The organism is Pseudonocardia cypriaca (assembly GCF_006717045.1).
In the GTDB taxonomy this organism is placed as follows: Bacteria; Actinomycetota; Actinomycetes; order Mycobacteriales; family Pseudonocardiaceae; genus Pseudonocardia; species Pseudonocardia cypriaca.
Map to the genome: position 1 here is coordinate 1,771,387 of NZ_VFPH01000002.1, position 20,603 is coordinate 1,791,989.

Consider the following 20,603-nt stretch of genomic DNA (forward strand, 5'->3'; position numbering starts at 1 on the left):
CGCGTCGGCGCCGCGGTTTCACCAGTGCAGGCATCCGGGTCTGGGGTGGTGCCGGTACTACGGCCGATCGGCCGCCGCGGCGAGGCGCGCCGCCAGCTCCCGGACGTGTGCGACGAGCTCCGGGGGCTCGTGCACCTCGAACGGGAAGCCGAAGAGCCCGACGTAGAGGGCGAGCTCGTCGAGGGAGTCGGAACCGGCGTGCAGCACGCAGGACCGCTCGTCGATCGCCTCCAGGGTGCCGACGGTCGGCGCGATGCGATCCGCCGCGACCTCGATCGGGACGTGCAGCGTGAAACGGGCCCGGTAGCGGTAGCCACGGGTGGTGATCCCCCGTCCGACGTGCCCCGGGAGGTCCGCGGGCAGCTCGCGCGGGACGAACCGCGGGCCGGTGGGGATCCGCGGGTGCAACCGGTCGACCCGGAAGGTGCGCCAGTCGGCGCGGTCGAGGTCCCAGGCGAGCAGGTACCAGCGCCGTCCGGAGTGCACCAGCCGGTGGGGTTCGGTGCGCCGCGCGGTCTCCGCACCGTCCCCGCCGCGGTAGTCGAACCGCAGCACCTCGTGCGTCCGGGCCGCGGCCGCCACCGCCAACAGCACGTCGGGGTCGACGCTCGCACCCGCGTGCGGGAGCGTCACCGTCACCGCTCCCAGCCCGTCGACGCGATGCCGCAGCCTCGACGGGAGCACGGTCTCCAGCTTGGTCAGCGCCCGCAGCGAGGCCTCCTCGATGCCGGTCACGCCGCCGCTCGCCGCGGTGCGCATCCCGACCGCGACGGCCACGGCCTCCTCGTCGTCGAGCAGCAGCGGGGGCAGCGTGGTGCCCGCCCCGAGCCGGTAGCCGGCCACCCCGCGCGCGGCGTGCACCGGGTAGCCGAGCGCGCGCAGCTTGTCGACGTCGCGGCGGACGGTGCGCACGTCGACGTCGAGCCTTTCCGCGAGCTCGGCCCCCGTCCAGTCGCGTGGCGTCTGCAGGATCGACAGGAGGCGGAGCAGGCGGGCGGAGGTGTCCAGCATTCCTCGACAATCCCTCCTAGTTAGGACCGGTTCTGTCCTAACCCGACCCTAGTATCGTTCTCGTGACGATCAACGAGGAGATCCGCCCCTTCCGCATCGACGTCCCGCAGACCGCGCTCGACGAGCTCGCCGCGAAGCTCGACTCCGCACGGTGGCCGGCCCCGCTGCCCGGCGACGACTGGGCCACCGGCGTGCCCACCACGTGGCTGCGGAAGCTGGCCGAGTACTGGCGCTCCGGCTACGACTGGCGCGCGGCCGAGCGGGAGCTCAACGCGTTCCCGCAGTTCACCACCACCATCGACGGGCAGAACATCCACTTCCTGCACGTGCGGTCGCCCGAGCCGGACGCGATGCCCCTGATCCTCACGCACGGCTGGCCCGGGTCGATCGTGGAGTTCCTGGACGTGATCGGCCCGCTCACCGACCCGGCGGCGCACGGCGGCGACCCGGCCGACGCGTTCCACGTCGTGATCCCGGCGCTGCCCGGCTTCGGCTTCTCCGGTCCGGTGACGGATGCCGGCTGGACCCTGAACCGGATCGCACGCGCCTGGGTCGAGCTGATGGGGCGGCTGGGCTACGAGCGGTTCGCGGCACAGGGCGGGGACATCGGCGCGGGCGTCTCCCCCGAGCTGGGCCGGGTCGCACCGGACCGGCTGATCGGCGTGCACGTCAACGGCGCAACGGCCCTGCCCCCGCTTCCCATGCCCGACGAGGAGCGCGCCTCGCTCACCGGCGTCGAGCGCGACCGCGTCGCGCGGGTCGAGGCGTTCATGCAGGAGGAGTTCGGCTACATCGCGATCCAGTCGACCCGGCCCCAGACCGTCGGCTACGGGCTCGTCGACTCCCCGGTCGCGCTGCTGGCGTGGATGACGGACAAGTTCCGGGAGTGGACCCACCCGCGGCACGTCCTGCCCGACGAGATCGTCGACCGGGACCGGCTGCTCACCAACGTGATGCTCTACTGGCTCACCGGCACCGCAGCCTCGGCCGCCTACGTGGGCTACGCGCAGGAGGAGGGCTGGGGGCAGAAGACGAACTCCGGGGTGCCGACGGGGGTGATCGTCTTCGCCCACGACGTCGCCATCCGCAGGTACGTCGAGCGCGAGGCCACGATCGTGCACTGGACCGACGTCGACCGCGGCGGGCACTTCGCGGCCCTCGAGGAGCCGGAGCTGCTGGTCGCGGACGTCCGGGAGTTCTTCGCGACACTCCGTTGACCCGCCCGGAACCGGTCATCCGTGAACGATCGGGACCGATCGGGTACCCCGCCACCGTGAGCGATCAGGACGAGAAAGTACTGGTACCGGCGCTGGTCGGGCTGCAGGTGGGCGACGCGCACGAGCTCGCCTTCGAGGCGCGGGTCGTCGTGGTCGCCGCCGATCCCGACGAACCGCTCCCGGCCACGGGCACCGTGATCGCACAGGCCCCCGGCGCAGGCACCCGGGTGGCTCCGGCCCATCCGGTCGCCATCGCCGTCGAGTCGGGAGGCGGCGGGGGCGGGGGTGGGCGCCGGCTGACCACGCCCGAACCGGGCCCCCGCGACCCGTCCGGGTCGAAGACGCCTGCCTGACGGTCAGCCCCCCAGGTCCACCGGCACTCCGGCGTGGTCGCTGAGAGCGCGCGCACGGGTCTCCCCATGCTGTCGAGAACCGGCCGCCCCCGTTCGTAGTACGCGGTGGGAGGGCGCCGCAGGGGCGCCCGGGATCGAGGAGCGGGTCGTGACTCCACGGATCGTGCCGCGCGCCGAGTGGCTGATCGCGCGCGAAGAGCTGCTGGCGAAGGAGAAGGCGGCCACCCGGGCCGGGGACGAGCTGGCGGCGCTGCGGCGGGCCCTTCCGGCCGTACCGGTGGAGCGGGAGTACGTCTTCGAGGGCCCCGACGGGACAGCGGGCCTGCTCGACCTGTTCGCGGGGCGCCGACAGCTCGTCGTCTACCACTTCATGTTCGGGCCGGACTGGGCCGAGGGCTGCCCGCACTGCTCGTACCTGGTGGACCACTTCACCCACCTGGAGCACCTGCACGCTCGGGACACCGCGCTGGTGGTCGTCTCCCGCGCGCCGTGGCACACGATCGCCCCGTTCCGGGAACGGATGGGCTGGACGTTCCCCTGGTACTCGACGGCGGGCAACGGCTTCGGTCAGGACTTCCGGTGCGACGGCGGCGACGACGAGTGGGGAGGCCTCGCGGTGTTCCTCCGCGACGGCGACCGCGTGCTGCACACGTACTCGACCACCGATCGCGGCCTCGACCGCCTGCACAACACCTACAACCTGCTCGACCTGACGCCGCTCGGCCGGCAGGAACGCGCCGACCACCCGATGTCGTGGGTGCGCCACCATGATCGGTACGACCTCGGAGGTGGCGCGTGAAGTACCTGATGCTGCTCATGGACACCGAGACGGCCTCCCGGCTCGACCCGGCCGCCCGGGAGGCGTGGATGGCCGAGGTCAGGGCCTGGTACGACCGGGCCGAGGGGAACGGCGCGCTGGTCGACGCCGGCCACGAGCTCACCGGCCCCGAGACGACGCGGACGATCCGCGCGGGGGGCGTGGTCGACGGCCCGTTCATGGAGACGAAGGAGGTGCTCGGCGGCTACTGCGTCATCGAGGCCGGCACCATCGACGAGGCCGTTGCGTTCGCGAGCACCTGGCCGGGCATCGACCGCGGGTACATCACGGTGGAGATCCGGCCGGTAGTGCCGCACTAGTCCGATCCGGCGCGAGCCGGTGTGGCTCCGCCGACCCGGCGGGTGAGCAGCTCGACCTCCGCCGGGTTGGCGGCCAGCGCGAGCGCGCGCTCGTTCGCGGCCCGCGCCTCGTCGCCGCGTCCGAGCGCGGCGAGCAGCTCGGCCCGGACCACGTGCAGGAGTCGGTAGCCGTCCAGCTGCGCGGCGAGGGCGTCGACCTCGGCGAGCGCCGCGGCCGGGCCCGCGACGTACCGCGTGGCCACGGCCCGGTTGAGCCGGACGACGGGCGAGGGCGCCAGCTGGTCGAGCCGGTCGTAGAGCAGGCGGATCTGGCGCCAGTCGGTGCGCTCGTACGCCGGCGCATCGGCGTGCAGCGCGGCGATCGCGGCCTGCACCTGGTAGGGCCCGGGTGCGCGCCGAGCCATCGCCCGGTCGAGCAGGACCGTCGCATCGGCGACCAGGGCGCGGTCCCAGCGGCCGCGGTCCTGGTCGGCCAGCCGCACGAGCCGGGCCCATCCGTCGAACCGCGTGGCGGCGCGGGACTCGTGCAGCAGGAGCAGGGCCAGCAGCCCCATCACCTCCGGCTGCGTCGGCATCAGCCGGTGCAGCAGCCGGGCGAGCGACACGGCCTGCGCGGCGAGGTCGCGGCGGGCGGGCGTGCGGCCGGCACTGGCCAGGTAGCCCTCGTTGAACACCAGGTAGACGACCGCGAGCACCTCGTCGAGCCGCCCGCCGAGCTCGTCGGGGTCCGGCATTGCGACGGGCACGCGGCTGATCGCCCGGCGGGCCCTGGTGAGCCGCTGCGCCATCGTCGGCTCGGCGACCAGGTGGGCCGCGGCGATCTCGGCGGTCGTCAGGCCGCACACGGCGCGCAGCGTCAGCGCCACCTGGGACTCACGCGGGAGCGCCGGGTGGCAGCAGGCGAAGACCAGGCCGAGCAGCTCCTCGTCGGCCGCCTCCACCCCCGGCGGGTCGGGGGCGGACAGCAGCGCGAGCTTCGCCTCGCCGGCACGGGTCCGGCGCAGCCGGTCGATCGCCTTGCGCCGCGCGGTGGTGGCGAGCCAGCCGCCCGGGTTGGCCGGCACGCCGTCGACCGGCCAGTGCTCAAGTGCCTCCGCGAACGCGTCGTGCACCAGCTCCTCGGCGAGCCCGACGTCACCGATGCGAGCGGCGAGGGACGCGCGCAGCCGCACGGCCTCCTCCCGGTAGACCCGTTCGAGGTCCTGCACGTCCGGCAGCCTATGTGGCCCCCACTGTTAAAGTTGGGGACGTGGCAGGCGCAGGGGACGACGACATCTCCGGGTGATCCCGGACGAGTTCGCCCCTTCCCCCGTTCTCCCTCACCTCTCGTGAAGGCTGCCGCATGTCCATCGTCTGTTCCCACCTCTCGTTCTCCTGGCCGGACGACACCCCGGTGTTCCAGGACCTCTCCTTCACCGTCGGCTCCGGCCGCACCGGTCTCGTCGCACCCAACGGCGCGGGGAAGAGCACGCTCCTCGAGCTGATCGCCGGGCAGCTGCGTCCCAGCACCGGCTCCGTCACCGTCGAAGGGGTGCTCGGGTACCTCCCGCAGGACCTGCCGTTCACCGCCGAGCTGACGGTCGCCGAGGTGCTCGGGGTCGCCCCGGTGCTCGCCGCGCTGCACGCCGTCGAGGCGGGCGACGCGAGCGAGGAGCACTTCACGACGATCGGCGCCGACTGGGACGTCGAGGAACGCACCCGCGCCCAGCTCGACCGGCTCGGACTCGCCGACGTTGCCCTGGACCGGCGGCTCGGCACCCTCAGCGGGGGCCAGGTCGTCTCCCTCGGCCTGGCCGGTCAGCTGCTGAAGCGGCCCGATGTCCTGCTCCTCGACGAGCCGACCAACAACCTCGACCTCGACGCCCGCCGCAGGCTCTACGACGTGCTCGACGAGTGGAGCGGGTGCCTGCTCCTGGTCAGCCACGACCGGGCGCTGCTCGACCGGATGGACCGGATCGCCGAGCTCGACCGCGGCGACGTCCGCTTCTTCGGGGGTGGCTTCACCGCGTACACCGAGGCCGTGACCGCGGAGCAGGAGGCCGCGGAGCGGAGCGTGCGCAACGCCGAGCAGGAGGTCAAGCGGGAGAAGCGGGAGAGGCAGCAGGCCCGCGAGCGGGCCGCTCGCCGGGCGAGCACGGCCGCCCGGAACATCAAGGACGCCGGCCTGCCCAAGATCCTCGCGGGAGCGCGGCAGCGACGGGCCCAGGAGTCGGCGGGCAAGGCCGACGGGACGCACGCCGCGCGGGTCGGGGCGGCCCGCGCCCGGCTGGACGAGGCGAGCCAGGCCCTGCGCGACGACGAGAGGATCGTGCTGGAGCTGCCGGAGACCCTGGTGCCGGCCGGGCGCACCGTGTTCGCCGGCACGGGTATCCGGGTACGCGACCTGTTCGCGGGCGGCGGGATCGACCTCACCATCCGCGGTCCGGAGCGCATCGCGCTGACCGGCCCCAACGGCGCGGGGAAGTCCACGCTGCTGCGCGTGGTCCAGGGCGAGCTGCCACCGGACGGCGGCACGACCACCCGCCTGGACGGCCGGATCGCCTACCTGTCCCAGCGGCTGGACCTGCTTGACCCGGACCGCACGGTCGCGGAGAGCCTCGAGTCCGCCGCACCTGCGATGCCGCCCTCGCGGCGGATGCACCTGCTCGCGCGCTTCCTCTTCCGCGGCGCGCGCATCCACCTCCCGATCGGCGCCCTCTCGGGTGGTGAGCGGCTGCGCGCCACCCTGGCCTGCGTCCTGTTCGCGGAACCGGCGCCCCAGCTGCTGCTGCTGGACGAGCCGACGAACAACCTCGATCTGGTCAGCGTCGGTCAGCTCGAGGCCGCGCTCGGCGCCTACGAGGGCGCGTTCGTGGTGGTGAGCCACGACGAACGCTTCCTCGCGGAGATCGGGGTGAACCGCTGGCTCCGGCTCGCGGACGGCAGCCTGCGCGAGACGGGGGCGCCGGAGGGCACCTGAACCGCGAGTCGCGGTCCGGGTGCGCGCGAGTCGCGGTCCGGCTCAGCAGGCTCGGCCCGCTGCCCCGACGGTCTCGGCCGTCCGGCGGTGCTCCGCGACCGCGCGCCGGACGTCCTCCTGCACCAGGTCGGCGTTCATGGCGATGGCGGCGGCCGAGCCCATCCCGGCCGCCGTCACCACCTGGGCGCGCGGGTCCACGACGTTGCCCGCCGCCCACACGCCGGGCTCGCTCGTGCGACCGGTGGGGTCGGTGCGGACGCGGCCGTCCTCTTCGGTCGCGCAGCCCAGCCCGGTCAGCAGATCGTCGCGCGGGACGAACCTCGGCCCGACGAACAGCACCTCGCGCGGGACCACCTGCCCACCGGCCAGTTCCACCCCGCGCAGGGCGTCGCCCTCCACCGCGAGCCCGGTGACCTCGCCGTCGGCGATGTGCACCCCGCGCGCGAGGAGCTGTTCGCGGTCGTCGGCGGAGAGCTCGGTGCGGTGCGGGAAGAACACCACGTCCGCCGACCACTGCGGCAGCATCAGCCCGAGGTGCAGCGTGCCCAGCACGCCGATCGGACGGTCGCGCACCTCGTAGCCGTGGCAGTACGGGCAGTGCAGCACGTCGCGGGCCCACCGCTCGCGAAGGCCGGGGACGTCCGGTAGCTCATCGCGCAGGCCGGTGGTCACGAGCACGCGGCGGGTGCGCAGCGTGCGGCCACCGGCCAGGTGCACCGCGAAGCCGTGGTCGATCCCGGTGACCCGGTCGGCGACGATCTCGCCGCCGTAGCCCGCCACCTCGGCCCGCCCCGCTTCCAGCAGCTGGGCCGGGGGCATCCCGTCCCGGGAGAGGAAGCCCTGCATGTGGGCGACCGGCGCGTTGCGGGGGTCTCCGGCGTCGACCACCGCCACCCGCCGCCGGGCTCGCACGAGTACCAGTGCCGCGTTCAGGCCCGCCGCCCCGCCACCGACCACCACCACGTCGAACTCGTCCATGTCCCGCAGCATCCGCTCGCCGTACCGGGATCAGCAACGATCGTTGCCGTTTCCGGGACAGCGGCGTTCGATGGCGCCGTGCAGGACACACCGATGATCAAGGGCGCCCTCGCCGAGGTCGGGCCCCGGGTGCGGCAGCTGCGGACCCAGCGCGACATCACCCTGACCGCGCTCGCCGAGGCCACCGGCATCTCCAAGAGCACCCTCTCGCGGCTGGAGTCCGGCGGGCGGCGGCCGAGCCTCGAGCTGCTGCTGCCGATCGCGGTGGCGTTGCAGGTGCCGGTCGACGAGCTGATCGGGACGCTGCGGGTCGCCGACCCGCGCGTCCAGACCAGCGCTCGCCGCGTGGACGGACGCACCGTGCTCCCGCTGACCCGCCACCCGGGCCCGCTGCAGGCGTTCAAGATGACGATCCCGGTGACGCAGCAGGAGCCGCGGCTCGTGACGCACGACGGGTACGAGTGGCTCTACGTGCTGTCCGGACACCTGCGGCTCCGGCTGGCCGACCACGACATCACGATGGGCCCGGGCGAGGTGGCCGAGTTCGACACGCGGCTGCCGCACTGGTTCGGCAGCGCGGGCCGGGGACCGGTCGAGATCCTCAGCCTGTTCGGCCGCCAGGGCGAGCGCATGCACGTCCGCGCCGGCCCCCGCCGCTGAACGCCCGACCGCATCTCGACACGGTGCGCCGCGCGAAGGAGGCTTTCCCCATGACGATCATCGTGCGGGCCGAGCTGCGGGTCCGGCCGGGGCGGGTCGAGGAGTTCCTCGTGGTCGCCCAGACGCTCGCCGCGGCCTCGGCGGACGAGCCGGGGACGCTGCGCTACTGCTGGTACACGAGCGCTGACCCGGCCGTCTTCGTCGTGCTCGAGGAGTACACCGGGCCCGGAGCGGCGGTGGAGCACAACGAGCGCTGTGCCGCACAGCTGGGTGAGGTGGCGGAGCTGGCCGACATGACGTCGGTGCACGTGCACGGTGATCTCGGACCGGAGATCGAGGCGTGGGTCAACGCCAACCCGGTGGCTCACGCGCATCCGCCGCTGTAGTCGGTGCCGGTCAGTCCGGCCGGGGAGCGGCGGCGTCCACCGCGACCGTGGAGCGGCGCATCGGGCGAACGGCGAACACCATGTCGCGGGTGACGTCGCCGAACCGGGTGCTCAGCACGTCGACGAGGTAGTTCTGGTGCAGCACCCACGGCGCGGCCGTGCCCTGCTTCGGCAGCACGTCCGCCGCCCGTTGCACGTAGCCGGAGGTGAGGGCGAGCAGGGGGCGAGCGGCCACGTCACCGTCGAACTCGGGGGTGGCCGAGCGGTAGCCGTGCGCGTCCATGTGGGCGAGGAGGCGGCAGACGTAGCGCGCAGTCAGGTCGGAGCGCAGCGTCCACGAGGCGTTGACGTAGCCGATGCAGATGGCGAGGTTCGGCACCCCGGAGAGCAGGCAGCCGCGGTAGACGACCGTCCGCCCCGGATCGACGACCGTGCCGTCCACGGTGATCCGCATGCCGCCGGCGACCTGCAGCTGCAGCCCGGTTGCCGTGACGACGACGTCGGCCGGCAGCTCGCGCCCGGAGTCGAGGCGGATCCCAACGCTGGTGAAGGTGGCGATGGTGTCGGTGACGACCTCGGCGCGGCCCGACCGCATCGCGCGGAACATGTCGCCGTCCGGCACGACGCACAGGCGCTGGTCCCACGGCTGGTAGCGGGGCGTGAAGTCGCGGTCGATGACGCGGTGGTCGGGGATCTGACGCTCGAGCCCGGCGCGCAGCAGCCGCTTGGCCGCGCCGGGCGCGCGCCGTGCGAGCTCGTAGAAACCCGAGGTGACGAGCACGTTCTTCCAGCGGATCAGCCGGTGTGCCCACCGGGGCAGCCGGTCGACGAGCCGGTCGGTGCCGGGTAGCGCGACGACGTAGCTCGGCGAGCGCTGCAGCATGGTGACCTGCGCCCCCCGCTCCGCGAGCGCCGGCACCAGCGTGACGGCGGTGGCCCCGCTGCCGATCACGACCACCCGCTTGCCCGCGCAGTCGAGGTCCTCCGGCCAGTGCTGCGGGTGCACCACCGTGCCCCGGTACGCGTCGATCACTGGGAGGTCGGGGAGGTAGCCGCGGTCGTAGCGGTAGTAGCCAGTGCCCAGGAAGAGGAAGTCGCACGAGTACCGCTCCGTCGAGCCGTCCGCGACCTGGACCTCCACGATCCACCGCTGGTCCGGGCTCGACCACGCAGCGGCCGTGACCCGCCTGCCGAAGCGGATGCGCCGGTCGATGCCGAACTCGGCCGCCGTCTCCTGCAGGTAGCGCCGGATCGACGCGCCGTCGGCGATCGCCGCGGCCGCCCGCCACGGGCGGAACGGGAACCCGAGCGTGAACATGTCGGAGTCCGAGCGGATCCCGGGGAAGCGGAAGAGGTCCCACGTGCCGCCGATCGCGTCGCGGGCCTCGAGGATCGCGTACGTGCGCTGCGGGTGTTCGGTCTGCAGCCGGTAGGCGGCGTCGATCCCGGAGATGCCGGCGCCGACGACGAGGACATCGAGGTGCTCCACGGGCGTACCCCCTGACGATCAGCCTCCCGGCATCATGCCCGGCGGCGGGGTCTCACATCCGACGAACGGCGCGCTCGTCGGTACCTATCCGACGAACGCGCCGTTCGTCGGGAGGAAGCGATCCGGGAGGTACGGGGTCAGGTCGAGGCGTGGTTCCTCCCCGAGCACGACCTCCGCGACCAGTGCCCCGGCCAGCGGGGCCATGGTCAGGCCGGTCGGGCCGAACCCGGTCGCCATGACGATCCGGGGGTAGCCGGGGAGCGGGCCGAGCACGGGCAGGCCGTCCGGCGTCGCGGGGCGGAAGCCGACGCGCGTCTCCAGCAGCGTGGCGTCCCGCAGCCCCGGCGCGACCGCGAGCGCCTGCTCGAGCACCTCCAGCTGCCCCGCGGCGGTCACCCGGTGGTCGAACCCGGATCCGGTCTCCCTCGTGGCTCCGGCCACCACCCGGCCGCCCGGGAACGCCAGCAGGTAGTGGCCGCTGTCCATGGGCGACACGACCGGCCACCGGCCGGTGTCCGCGGACACCTCGAGGTGCGTGATCTGCCCCCGCTGCGGGGCCACGGGCAGCCGGATCCCGAACGGGTCCAGCAGCTCGGCGCTCCACGCCCCTGCCGCGAGGACGACCGAGTCGGCGTCGAGCCGCTCCCCGTCGACCCGCACACCGTCGACGGCCATCATTGCCGTGCCGGTGCGCAGCTCGGCACCGCGCCGCCGCGCCGCGTCCAGGAGGCTCGCGCGCAACTGGCGACCGTCCACCCGCGCACCCCCGCTGACGTGCACGGCCGCGAGCCCCGGCTCCAGCGGTGGGAACAGGGCGCGGGCCGGTGCGGGTTCGAGCAGCGAGGCCTCCCCCGCGGCCGGGTGGGCCGCCGCCCGCGCCGCGACGAGCCGGTGGACCTCCCGAAGCGCCCCCTCGTCCCGGCCCGTGACGAGGCCGCCGACCACCGAGTAGGACGTGGGCTCGTCGGTGTCCTCGGCGAGCGCCGCGACCAGCTCGGGGTAGTAGCCGGCCGAGGCGCCCGCGAATGCGAAGCGCGTCTCGTCGGCCGTGGCCCAGGGCGAGACGATCCCCGCGCCCGCGGCCGTCGCCACGCCGGGCCGCGCGTCGTCCACGACCACGACGTCGACGCCCCGCCGGGCGAGGTGGTAGGCCGCAGCGGCCCCCGCGATGCCGGACCCGACCACGACCACCCGCACGGGAAGATCCTCCCACGCCGCGAGTCGCGGCATGAGTGCACGCGAGTCGCGCTGTCCGCGCGCGTCAGTCGGGGTCTGCCACAGCCCCCGCGAACTGGCTCTCGTAGAGGGCCGCGTAGGCGCCGCCCGCGACCACCAGCTCGTCGTGGGTGCCCTGCTCCACGATCCGGCCGGACTCCATCACGAGGATCAGGTCGGCGTCCCGGATCGTCGACAGGCGGTGGGCGATCACGAAGCTGGTGCGGTCGGTGCGCAGCGCGGCCATGGCCCGCTGCAGGAGCAGCTCGGTGCGGGTGTCCACGGAGCTGGTGGCCTCGTCGAGGATGAGCAGCGTCGGGTCGGCGAGGAACGCCCGCGCGATCGTGATCAGCTGCTTCTCCCCCGCGCTCACGTTCGAGCCCTCGTCGTCGATGACGGTGTCGTAGCCGTCGGGGAGGCTGCGCACGAACCGGTCGACGTAGGTGGCCCGCGCCGCGGCCACGATCTCCTCCTCGGTGGCCGCCGGGTTGCCGTAGGCGATGTTGTCCCGGATCGTGCCGCCGAAGAGCCACGTGTCCTGCAGGACCATCCCGATGCCGGAGCGCAGCGTGGCGCGGTCCATCGCGGCGATGTCGGCGCCGTCGAGGGTGATGCGGCCCGCGTCCAGCTCGTAGAACCGCATGATCAGGTTGACGAGCGTGGTCTTGCCGGCTCCGGTCGGCCCGACGATCGCGACCGTCTGGCCCGGCTCCGCGGTGAGCGAGAGGTGCTCGATCAGCGGCTGGTCCGGCCGGTAGCGGAACGAGACGTCCTCGAACACCACCCGGCCGCAGCGCGTCTGCGGCACGGCCGGTCGCTCCGGATCGGGTACCTGCTCATCGGCGTCGAGCAGCTCGAACACCCGCTCGGCCGACGCGACACCCGACTGCAGCAGGTTGATCATCGACGACACCTGCGTGAGCGGCTGGGTGAACTGGCGGGAGTACTGGATGAACGCCTGCACGTCACCGAGACTCAGTCCGCCGGACGCCACCCGCAGGCCCCCGATCACGGCGACGAGCACGTAGTTCAGGTTCCCGATGAACATCATCGACGGCATGATGATCCCGGAGATGAACTGCGCCAGGTAGCTGGCGCCGTACAGCTGCTCGTTCTTCTCCGCGAAGCCGGCCTCCACCTCGCGGCGCCGCCCGAACACCCGGACGAGCTCGTGGCCGGTGAACGCCTCCTCGATGTGGGCGTTGAGCGCCCCGGTGTGCCGCCACTGTGCAACGAACTGCTTCTGCGACCGGGCCATGATCGCCCGCGACAGCAGCAGCGACAGGGGGATCGACACGATCGCGACGAGCGCCAGCATCGGCGAGATCAGCAGCATCACCAGCAGCACGGCGACGATCGTCAGCAGCGAGGTGAACAGCTGCGACAGCGTCTGCTGCAGGCTCTGCGAGACGTTGTCGATGTCGTTGGTGACGCGGCTGAGCAGCTCACCGCGGGGCTGGCGGTCGAAGTAGCTCAGCGGAAGCCGGTTGATCTTGTCCTCGACGTCCCGACGCAACGCGAAGATCGTGCGCTGCACGACGCCGTTGAGCAGGTAGCCCTGCAGCCATGAGAACAGCGCCGCCACGACGTAGATCACCACGACGCTCATGAGCACCTGGCCGAGCAGGGCGAAGTCGATGCCCTGTCCCGGCACGACACCGGCGCCGGAGATCACGTTGGCGTACGTCTCGTTGCCGGCGCTGCGCGCGGCCTCCGCGGCGGCCTCCGTGGAGGTGCCGGGCTCGAGCTGGCGCCCGATCACCCCGGCGAAGATGACGTCCGTTGCGCGGCCGAGCACGAGCGGCCCGACCGAGCTGAGCCCCACGCTCAGCACGCCGAGGACGACGACCGCCACCACGCCCAGCCGCTCCGGCGCGAGCCGGCGCAGCAGCCGGCGCGCCGACGGGCCGAAGGCCAGCGACTTCTCCGCCGGCATGCCCATGCCGGCCCACGGCGGGCCGCTGCGCCGCTGCGCCGTCATCTCGCGCGCGGCGCGGTTGGTCTCCGCGACGGGGTTCGGGCGGGTCATGCCACTTCCTCCGGGGTGAACTGGGACGCGACGATCTCGCCGTAGGTCGGGCAGCCGGCCAGCAGCTCGTCGTGGGTGCCGATCCCGACCACGACGCCGTCGTCGAGCACGACGATCTGGTCGGCGTCGCGGATGCTCGCCACCCGCTGCCCCACGACCACCAGCGTGGCGGTGGCGGTGACCGGCCGGAGTGACGCGCGCAGCCGGGCGTCGGTGGCGAGGTCGAGCGCGGAGAACGAGTCGTCGAACAGGTAGATCTGGGGGCGCCGCACGAGCACGCGGGCGATCGAGAGCCGCTGGCGCTGGCCGCCGGACACGTTGGTGCCGCCCTGGGCGATCGGCGAGTCGAGGCCGTCGGGCATGGCGCGCACGAAGTCGGCGGCCTGCGCCACCTCGAGCGCCGCCCACAGCTCCTCGTCGGTGGCGTCCGGGTTGCCGTAGCGCAGGTTGCTGGCCACCGTTCCGGAGAACAGGTACGGCCGCTGCGGCACGATGCCGACCCGGCTCCACAGGTACTCGGGGTCGAGCTCGCGCACGTCGACGCCGTCCACGCGCACCGAGCCGCTCGTGACGTCGAACAGCCGTGGCACGAGCCCGAGCAGCGTGGTCTTGCCCGCGCCGGTGCTGCCGACGATCGCCGTCGTGGTGCCCGGCCGCGCGGTGAACGTGACGTCGTGCAGCACCGGGGCATCGGCGCCCGGGTAGGCGAACCCGGCACCGCGCAGCTCGAGCGCCCCGGTCGGCGCGGGCGGCGTGATCGGCTGTGCGGGCGGCGCCACCGAGGACTCCGTGTCGAGCACCTCGCTGATCCGCTCGGCGCAGACGGCGGCACGCGGGATCATCATCGTCATGAAGGTGGCCATCATGACCGCCATCAGGATCTGGATCAGGTAGGCCAGGAACGCGGTCAGCGCGCCGATCTGCATCTCACCGGCTTCGATCCGCTCGGCCCCGAACCACAGCACCGCCACGCTCGACAGGTTCAGCACGAGGATCACGGTCGGGAAGATCAACGCCTGCAGCTGGCCCACGTACGTGGCGACCTCGGTGAGCGAGGCGTTGGCGGTCTCGAACCGGGCCGTCTCGTGCGGCTCGCGCACGAACGCCCGCACCACCCGGATGCCGGTGATCTGCTCGCGCAGGACGCGGTTGACCTCGTCGATCCGGCTCTGCATCGCGCGGAAGCCGGGCATCATGCGCAGGATCAAGGCGCCGATCGCGACCACGAGGACCGGCACGCAGACCAGCATCAGCCAGGACAGGTGCGTGTCCTCCCGCAGCGCCATGACCACGCCGCCGAAGCACATGATCGGCGCCGCGACCATCATCGTGCAGGTCATCAGCACGAGCATCTGCACCTGCTGCACGTCGTTGGTGCCGCGGGTGATCAGCGACGCCGACCCGAAGTGGTTGACCTCCCGCACGGAGAACTCCCCGACGCGGTGGAACAACGCGGCGCGGACGTCACGGCCGAAGCCCATCGCCGCGCGGGCTCCGAAGTAGACCGCGGCCACGGAGCAGACGATCTGCACGAACGTGACCACGAGCATCCAGCCGCCGACCGACATGATGTAGCCGGTGTCGCCGCGGGCGATGCCCCGGTCGATGATGTCGGCGTTGAGGCTGGGCAGGTAGAGCGAGGCGATCGTGCCCGCGAGCTGCAGAACGACCACCAGCAGCAGCGGTCTGGAGTACGGGCGCAGGTGGGTGCGCAGCAGTCGGATCAGCATGCACGGTCCTCGTTCGTGGTGGGGACGGCCAAGCCGTCGAGCAGGATCGCCACGATCTGCTCCGGGTTCAGCGGGCGGCCGTCGGAGATCATCGGATGGGTGCCGGAGAAGATCAGCAGCCTCAGCACGTGGGCCAGCTCTGCGGCCGGCACCCGCAGCCGGGACTCGTCGGGGCCGACGAGATCGGCGATGGCGGCCCGGAACGCATCGTTGATGGCCTGCGGCGGTTGCGGACGCTGCTCCTCCGGCTCGGGCGGCCGGATCCAGCCGAGCGCGTCCAGCAGGCCGAACACCTGAGACAGCCGATCCTGCAGGACCTCGGTGGCCCTCGTCAGGCGCTCGCGCAGCGGGAGCCCGCGGTCGACGGCGGCGAGCTCGCGCAGGGTCGGGTCGGGGTCGAAGACCTCGGTGACGACCGCCTGGACGACGGAGTCCTTGTCCGGGAAGACGCGGAAGATGGTGCCCTCCGCGATCCCTGCCGCCTCCGCGATCTGGCGTGTGGTCACCCCCGAGCCGTGCCGCATCACGAGCGGCCGCGCGGCGTCGATGATCGCCGTGCGGCGCTCTGCGGGGGCCATGCGGGGCGCACGGCGGTTCGAGGGGGCCACGGCGCCAGATTAAATGAGCGCCCACTCACTAACCAACCGGATTTCACCGTGGGCGGAGACGGCACGCCGGTCGCCGGGGCGTTCGGCGCGGTGATCATCACGAGTGCTGGCGATCACGAGGTCGTTCCGGATGCTGCCAGGTGACGCCGACGTCAGCCCGGGATCGTGGACCGCCTCAGCGACGCCGGTGGCCGGTTGCGCGGGATCGCGGGGCCAGGGAGCGCGCGGGTCCTGCCGTGCTGCGTTCCGCGGAACGCGGCCCCCCGATCCTGCTCCCAGGCCCCGTGGTGTCGACCTGGTCGGGCACGTTCGGCTTGGGCGCGCCGTTCCCGGGACCGCGCGCGCGAAGCGCCGGCCCGCCCACCCGAGGACCGGTGGTCACACCCCCCAAGGGGCGAGGCCGGGAGCCGTGCATCTGCAACAGACCGACCCGAGCCGCCGTCGAAGATCGCGCCAACCCCACCAACCCGCGCCGCCCTGCCCGAGCCGCCGTGATCCGATCCAGCGGTTGTCCATGTGCGCGACCAGCGCCGAACAGGCCCGCCGCAATGCAATCCGGGCCTCACCGCGGGTCGCCGGGCGGCCCCGCTGGGGGACGGGACCACCCGGCGGGGCGGGACCGCCGCGCCAAGTCGGGCGGCGGCCGGAGGCGTCAACCGCCGGTGACTCCCCTGAGGGTGTCGACCAGGAACGAGGTGACGGGCCGGACCAGCTGCGGGAGGAGGCCCGGCTGTTCGTCGGCCGGCTCCGCCTCGGGGGTCGGCGGGGCCGGTTCGGGGACGTCGTCCGGCGGGATCTCGGGCTCGTCCGGCGCCTCGGCGGCGCCGGAGGAGCGGATGCCGCTCCCGGTGTCGCCGCCACCTGTGTCGCCCCCGGTGTCGCGGACCGCGGTGTCACTGCCCGCGGTGTCACTGCTGGCGGTGGTGCCGGGACTGCCGGTATCGGCGGGCGGCCCGCCGGGCTGGGCCGCCGGTCCGGCGGTGCGCGGCGCTGCCGGACCGGCCGGTGCGCCGTCCCGGCCGCCCCGGACGGACCGGGGCGGTGCCGCGACGACACCGGTGCCCGCGGCATCGTCGGGAACGGGGGGCGGCTGGAGGAGGGGCGGCTCGGGCAGGCGCCGGTCCGGGAGGGCCTCGACGGCGTCTGCTCGCGTGACGGGCGACGGCGTGCCGAGCACCACCGCCACGCCGAGCGCGGACACCGCCACGACCAGCGCGCCCGCCGTGACCACCCTGCGCAGCCGCTCCTGCCGCTGCCGGACGGCGGCCACCACGAGGTCCACCACGACGAACGCGGCGAGGCTGAGCCCGAAGGCGGGCATCAGCCAGCCGAGCACGACCGTGACCAGCACGACCGGCACCCCGACCGACGCGGTGAGCTGGCGCAACGCGGGTGGCGGCACCGGGGGCAGCTTCCCCTCGCCGTACGGGCTGCGCTGCCACCACATCCGGTAGCCGATGAGGATCAGCACGATGGTGGTGATCACGAGCAGTCCGAGCACGATCTGGTTGGCGATCCCGAAGAGGGTGCCGGTGTGCGCCTGCTGGCCGATCTCGCGCACTTGCGCCAGGAACGGGTAGTCGTTCCACCCGATCCGCTCGGTGACCTGCGCTGTGTACGGGTCGACGGCGATGTGGTCCTTCCGGATCGGCAGGCCGGGCGAGGTCTCGGCGACCGTGAACGGCCGGTCGGGCGCGGTCGGCGCCACCACGCGCAGCTCGCCGCTGAGCCCTTCCGCCCGCGCGACCTGCAGCACGCGGTCGACGCTCGCGGGATGGACGCCGCCGGGCACGGCGACCGGGGCGGCGGCGAGCTCGGGCGCCCGCACGGCGGGCAGCCCCCAGCCGGCGAACCGGCTCATCGTCAGGCCGGTGGCGCTCATGACGAGCAGGCCGGCCGTGAGCCAGATCCCGAGGGGCCCGTGCACCGCCCGCATCCGCGCCTGGTCCCCCTTGCCCCGCGGCAGCGGGGTCAGCAGCTCGCGGATGCCGCGCCTGCGCCGCCCCTGCTTGGCGGTCCACAGCAGCAGCCCGCCGACCACGATCACGGGCAGCCAGCTCGCGGCGACCTCCGAGTACAGCCGTCCGACCGCACCGAGGTGGAGATCGGTGTGCAGGTCGCGCAGCCAGACGTTGGCGGGCATCCGTCCGTCGACGGTGGTGAGCTCGCCGCTGATGTAGTTCGTGTACGGGTCGACGAAGACCGTGCGCGCCTCGCCGCGCTGGGTCAGCCTCGGTACGGCCAGGTTCACCTGCGTTGTGCGGTCGGGTTCGGGCGGCGGCACGACCGAGCGCAGCTCCGCCTCCGGGTGCGCGGCGAGCGCGGCGGCCACCTGCTCGGCCACGGGCCGCGGCGCCTCGCCGATCTCGGGCACGAAGAGCTGCCTGCCGTAGAGGTCCTCGTGGATCTGCGGGCTGCACACGTAGACCAGGCCCGTCAGGCACAGCACCAGCAGGAACGGCGCCACCAGGATCCCGGCCAGGAAGTGCACCCGGCGGGCGAGCGGGCGCAGCTGGGCGACCGAGCCGGCGAAGGGCCGCTTCCTGGGCGGACGCCCCGTGAGGGTCCGACCCGAGAGCCGGCTGGCGTGCGCGCCGGGTTCTCCGGACTCCATCTCGTGCCTCGGACTCATCGCTCGACGACACCGCCCTGCTGGAGGCCGCCCGGCTGCGCGAGCTGCGTCGGGGCGGTCGCCGGTACCGCCGCGGCGAGCAACGCCACGGCGACGCCGACCGCGCCGACCGCCGCCAGCCTGCGCAGCCGCGCGCGCCCGGAGACGTCACGCCCGCGGGTGCCTCTCCGGCGGCGCGCCCACCACCCACCGGCGAACCCGGTTGCGACGGCGAGCACCGCCAGCACCAGCAGCGCGACCAGCCGCCAGCCCGCCGTCGTGAGCAGCGCGACGGCCAGCAATGACACTCCCCCGACCGGCATGACGCGGGCGAGCCGCGGCAGCGCCACCCGGAGCACGGAGTCACCTGCAGTGCGCACCAGGACCCACAGCAGCACCGGCCCGCCGGTGCAGACCGCAACCGCGAGCAGCAGCGCGATGTCCGCGGTGACCACGAGAGCGGAAGGCCCGTCCGGGCCGGCCGGGCGGGCGAGGCCCCACGTGGCCGCCAACGCCGCGGCGGCGCCGACCACCACGCCGGACCGCAGCCATCGCTGCACGGCGGAGCGAGCGGGTGTGCCGGTCAGCAGCTGCACGAGCGCGACGGTGATCGGCACGAGCACGAGCAGCCGCGCCAGCAGAACCGCGCCGACGTCGGACCCGAACGCCGCCGACACGACCACGGGGTCGTACGCCTCCGCGAGCGGGAGCCGGGCGGTGTAGCCACCGAAGGACACGATGCTGCCGAACGTCGCCACCACCAGCGCCCACCAGGCGTAGGTGATCGGACGGCGCGCCGGCGGGTGCACGACCCCGGCCGGCCAGACGGCGCCGAGCACGAAGGCGACGCCGGTCCCGCGCGCGAACGCCGCGGTCGCGGCCGCGCGGAAGGCGTCGTGGATCGCGACGACGGCCGGATCGCGGTCGGCCGGTATCTGCGGGACGGCCGCGGCCTCGGTCGGCGCGTACACCTGGAACGCGGATGTGCCGGTGATCGGTTCGAGCGTGCTGGACGGCACCGACCACGCCACCGAGTACGTCCCGGCGTAGCGGGTGCGAGGCATCCGCACGGCGAAGGTGTTCGGGTCGTCCGACACCGGGTACGGCCGGCCCTCGACGACCTGCTGCCCGGCCGGGACGGTCATCCGCACGGTCGCCAGCCCGGCGGACACGGGCCGGTCGAAGGTGAGCCGGACCTCGTCCGGCGACTCGACGATCTCGCCATCGGCCGGCGACACGGCGACCAGCACGGGGTCGCCCGTGCTCGCCGGCACCGCGATGAGGAGGGTCCCCCAGCAGGCGGCGACAACGGCGAGCAGCCCGAGGAGGCCGCGCAGGTGCGTCCGGGTCGCGGTCATCGCCTGCCCGCCCCGGTCGGCAGCTTCCGGATCTTCGTGCTGGTGAGCCGGCGACGCGCGAGTCGCTTGCGCCGCTCCTGCTGCCGGTATCCGACGGCGGTCGCGACGCCCGCCACCAGCACGCCGACCGCCAGCAGGATCCAGGGCAGCACGCCGGTGCCGGCGGAGACGGGCTCCACCGCCGCGGCCGCCGCCGCGGGGCCGGCACCGACCTGCACCGGTGCACGGCCGCTCTCGGCGGGCCGGTCCGCCGGGGCGGCGTCGGAGCTCGGGGTGATGGTGATCGTGGGCGCGCCCGGCCAGCCCGGCCGCGCCGGTCCGGTCCACCGGTCGACGGTGCCGTCCTCGTAGCCCTGCGCGGCCGCCAGCACGAGCCGGCCCCCGCCGACGGGGAGCGGACCCGCGGTGACGAGGAACTGCTCGAACTGCTTCGGCGCGATCTCGCCACCCGTCCACACGATCGACGCGACCGCCTCGTCGACCTCCTCGCCGTCGACCGTGACCGGCGGGTCCACGCGGCGCATGTCGACCTTCGCGCGCCACTTGCCGACCGGTGCGACCTCGACGCGCGGGATCACCACGTCCGCGGGGAAGCTGAGCTCGAGCCGGGTGGTCACCAGGTCCGGCTGCTCGTTGGACAGGCGGACGGCGAAGGTCTCCGTACCGCCGCCCTGCACCTCCCCGGGCACGACGGTCACGCGCGCGGACGCCGCCGGTGCGAACGCCAACATGCAGGCCATCGAGACGAACGTCGCTGCCAGGAGGCGAGGAAAGAATTTCCGACCGCAGGCCATGGGGGAACTCCCTCAGAAGTACGGTCCCGGCCGGGCGCCGACCCGGTGCGGACCGCGGGGTGAGTCGA

Annotated in this window: 18 protein-coding genes; 7 read left to right on the plus strand and 11 right to left on the minus strand. The window is 73.7% G+C overall.

Features of this window, described 5'->3' with window-relative positions:
* Positions 1–57: 57 nt before the first annotated feature.
* Positions 58–1,011 (minus strand): helix-turn-helix transcriptional regulator, encoded by a 954-nt coding sequence (locus FB388_RS25955; RefSeq protein ID WP_142104767.1) that lies wholly within the window; start codon positions 1,009–1,011, stop codon positions 58–60.
* 62 nt (positions 1,012–1,073) lie between these two features.
* Between FB388_RS25955 and FB388_RS25960 the strand changes: the two genes are divergently transcribed.
* The 4 genes from FB388_RS25960 to FB388_RS25975 all read left to right on the plus strand — a co-directional run bounded on the left by FB388_RS25960 (position 1,074) and on the right by FB388_RS25975 (position 3,718).
* Positions 1,074–2,228 (plus strand): epoxide hydrolase family protein, encoded by a 1,155-nt coding sequence (locus tag FB388_RS25960; protein ID WP_211362220.1) that lies wholly within the window; start codon positions 1,074–1,076, stop codon positions 2,226–2,228.
* A gap of 107 nt (positions 2,229–2,335) precedes the next feature.
* The gene (locus FB388_RS25965) at positions 2,336–2,581 is read left to right on the plus strand and encodes a hypothetical protein (protein WP_142104768.1); all 246 of its coding nucleotides are present in this window, start codon (positions 2,336–2,338) and stop codon (positions 2,579–2,581) included.
* 148 nt (positions 2,582–2,729) lie between these two features.
* Positions 2,730–3,380 carry a DUF899 domain-containing protein gene (locus tag FB388_RS25970; protein ID WP_246122410.1) on the plus strand — a complete coding sequence of 217 codons (651 nt, stop codon included), beginning with the start codon at positions 2,730–2,732 and terminating at the stop codon, positions 3,378–3,380.
* Entirely contained in the window at positions 3,377–3,718 is a 342-nt protein-coding gene (locus FB388_RS25975) for a YciI family protein (RefSeq protein WP_142104770.1), read from the plus strand. The genes FB388_RS25970 and FB388_RS25975 overlap by 4 nt, the downstream gene beginning before the upstream one ends.
* On the opposite strand, the gene FB388_RS25980 is transcribed toward FB388_RS25975, so the two are convergent.
* On the minus strand, positions 3,715–4,926 hold the full coding sequence (locus tag FB388_RS25980) for an RNA polymerase sigma factor (protein ID WP_342787933.1): 1,212 nt from the start codon (positions 4,924–4,926) through the stop codon (positions 3,715–3,717). The genes FB388_RS25975 and FB388_RS25980 overlap by 4 nt on opposite strands.
* A gap of 134 nt (positions 4,927–5,060) precedes the next feature.
* On the opposite strand from FB388_RS25980, the gene FB388_RS25985 reads away from it, so the two are divergent.
* Positions 5,061–6,677 (plus strand): ABC-F family ATP-binding cassette domain-containing protein, encoded by a 1,617-nt coding sequence (locus FB388_RS25985; protein ID WP_142104772.1) that lies wholly within the window; start codon positions 5,061–5,063, stop codon positions 6,675–6,677.
* A 42-nt stretch (positions 6,678–6,719) separates the two neighbouring features.
* On the opposite strand, the gene FB388_RS25990 is transcribed toward FB388_RS25985, so the two are convergent.
* On the minus strand, positions 6,720–7,655 hold the full coding sequence (locus tag FB388_RS25990) for an NAD(P)/FAD-dependent oxidoreductase (protein WP_142104773.1): 936 nt from the start codon (positions 7,653–7,655) through the stop codon (positions 6,720–6,722).
* A gap of 93 nt (positions 7,656–7,748) precedes the next feature.
* Between FB388_RS25990 and FB388_RS25995 the strand changes: the two genes are divergently transcribed.
* Positions 7,749–8,315 (plus strand): helix-turn-helix domain-containing protein, encoded by a 567-nt coding sequence (locus FB388_RS25995; RefSeq protein ID WP_211362347.1) that lies wholly within the window; start codon positions 7,749–7,751, stop codon positions 8,313–8,315.
* 50 nt (positions 8,316–8,365) lie between these two features.
* Positions 8,366–8,701 carry a putative quinol monooxygenase gene (locus FB388_RS26000; protein WP_142104775.1) on the plus strand — a complete coding sequence of 112 codons (336 nt, stop codon included), beginning with the start codon at positions 8,366–8,368 and terminating at the stop codon, positions 8,699–8,701.
* Positions 8,702–8,711: 10 nt separating this feature from the next.
* Here the strand turns inward: FB388_RS26000 and FB388_RS26005 are convergent, their stop codons facing one another.
* The 8 genes from FB388_RS26005 to FB388_RS26040 all read right to left on the minus strand — a co-directional run bounded on the left by FB388_RS26005 (position 8,712) and on the right by FB388_RS26040 (position 20,481).
* Positions 8,712–10,190, minus strand: coding sequence for a flavin-containing monooxygenase (locus FB388_RS26005; RefSeq protein ID WP_142104776.1), 1,479 nt, complete (start codon positions 10,188–10,190; stop codon positions 8,712–8,714).
* Between the two features lie 84 nt (positions 10,191–10,274).
* Positions 10,275–11,387, minus strand: a complete 1,113-nt coding sequence (locus FB388_RS26010; protein ID WP_142104777.1) for an NAD(P)/FAD-dependent oxidoreductase — start codon at positions 11,385–11,387, stop codon at positions 10,275–10,277.
* 64 nt (positions 11,388–11,451) lie between these two features.
* On the minus strand, positions 11,452–13,434 hold the full coding sequence (locus FB388_RS26015) for an ABC transporter ATP-binding protein (RefSeq protein WP_142104778.1): 1,983 nt from the start codon (positions 13,432–13,434) through the stop codon (positions 11,452–11,454).
* Positions 13,431–15,164 (minus strand): ABC transporter ATP-binding protein, encoded by a 1,734-nt coding sequence (locus tag FB388_RS26020; protein ID WP_142104779.1) that lies wholly within the window; start codon positions 15,162–15,164, stop codon positions 13,431–13,433. The genes FB388_RS26015 and FB388_RS26020 overlap by 4 nt, the downstream gene beginning before the upstream one ends.
* Complete coding sequence (locus FB388_RS26025) at positions 15,158–15,772, minus strand: TetR/AcrR family transcriptional regulator (RefSeq protein ID WP_142104780.1); 615 nt, start codon at positions 15,770–15,772, stop codon at positions 15,158–15,160. Before FB388_RS26025 ends, FB388_RS26020 begins: the two co-directional genes overlap by 7 nt.
* Positions 15,773–16,424: 652 nt before the next feature.
* Positions 16,425–18,404: a PepSY-associated TM helix domain-containing protein gene (locus FB388_RS26030; RefSeq protein ID WP_246122412.1), complete on the minus strand. Its 1,980-nt coding sequence runs from the start codon at positions 18,402–18,404 to the stop codon at positions 16,425–16,427.
* Positions 18,401–19,741 (minus strand): copper resistance CopC family protein, encoded by a 1,341-nt coding sequence (locus FB388_RS26035; RefSeq protein ID WP_142104781.1) that lies wholly within the window; start codon positions 19,739–19,741, stop codon positions 18,401–18,403. The genes FB388_RS26030 and FB388_RS26035 overlap by 4 nt, the downstream gene beginning before the upstream one ends.
* Positions 19,738–20,481, minus strand: a complete 744-nt coding sequence (locus FB388_RS26040) for a YcnI family copper-binding membrane protein (protein ID WP_170225834.1) — start codon at positions 20,479–20,481, stop codon at positions 19,738–19,740. The genes FB388_RS26035 and FB388_RS26040 overlap by 4 nt, the downstream gene beginning before the upstream one ends.
* Positions 20,482–20,603 lie beyond the last annotated feature (122 nt).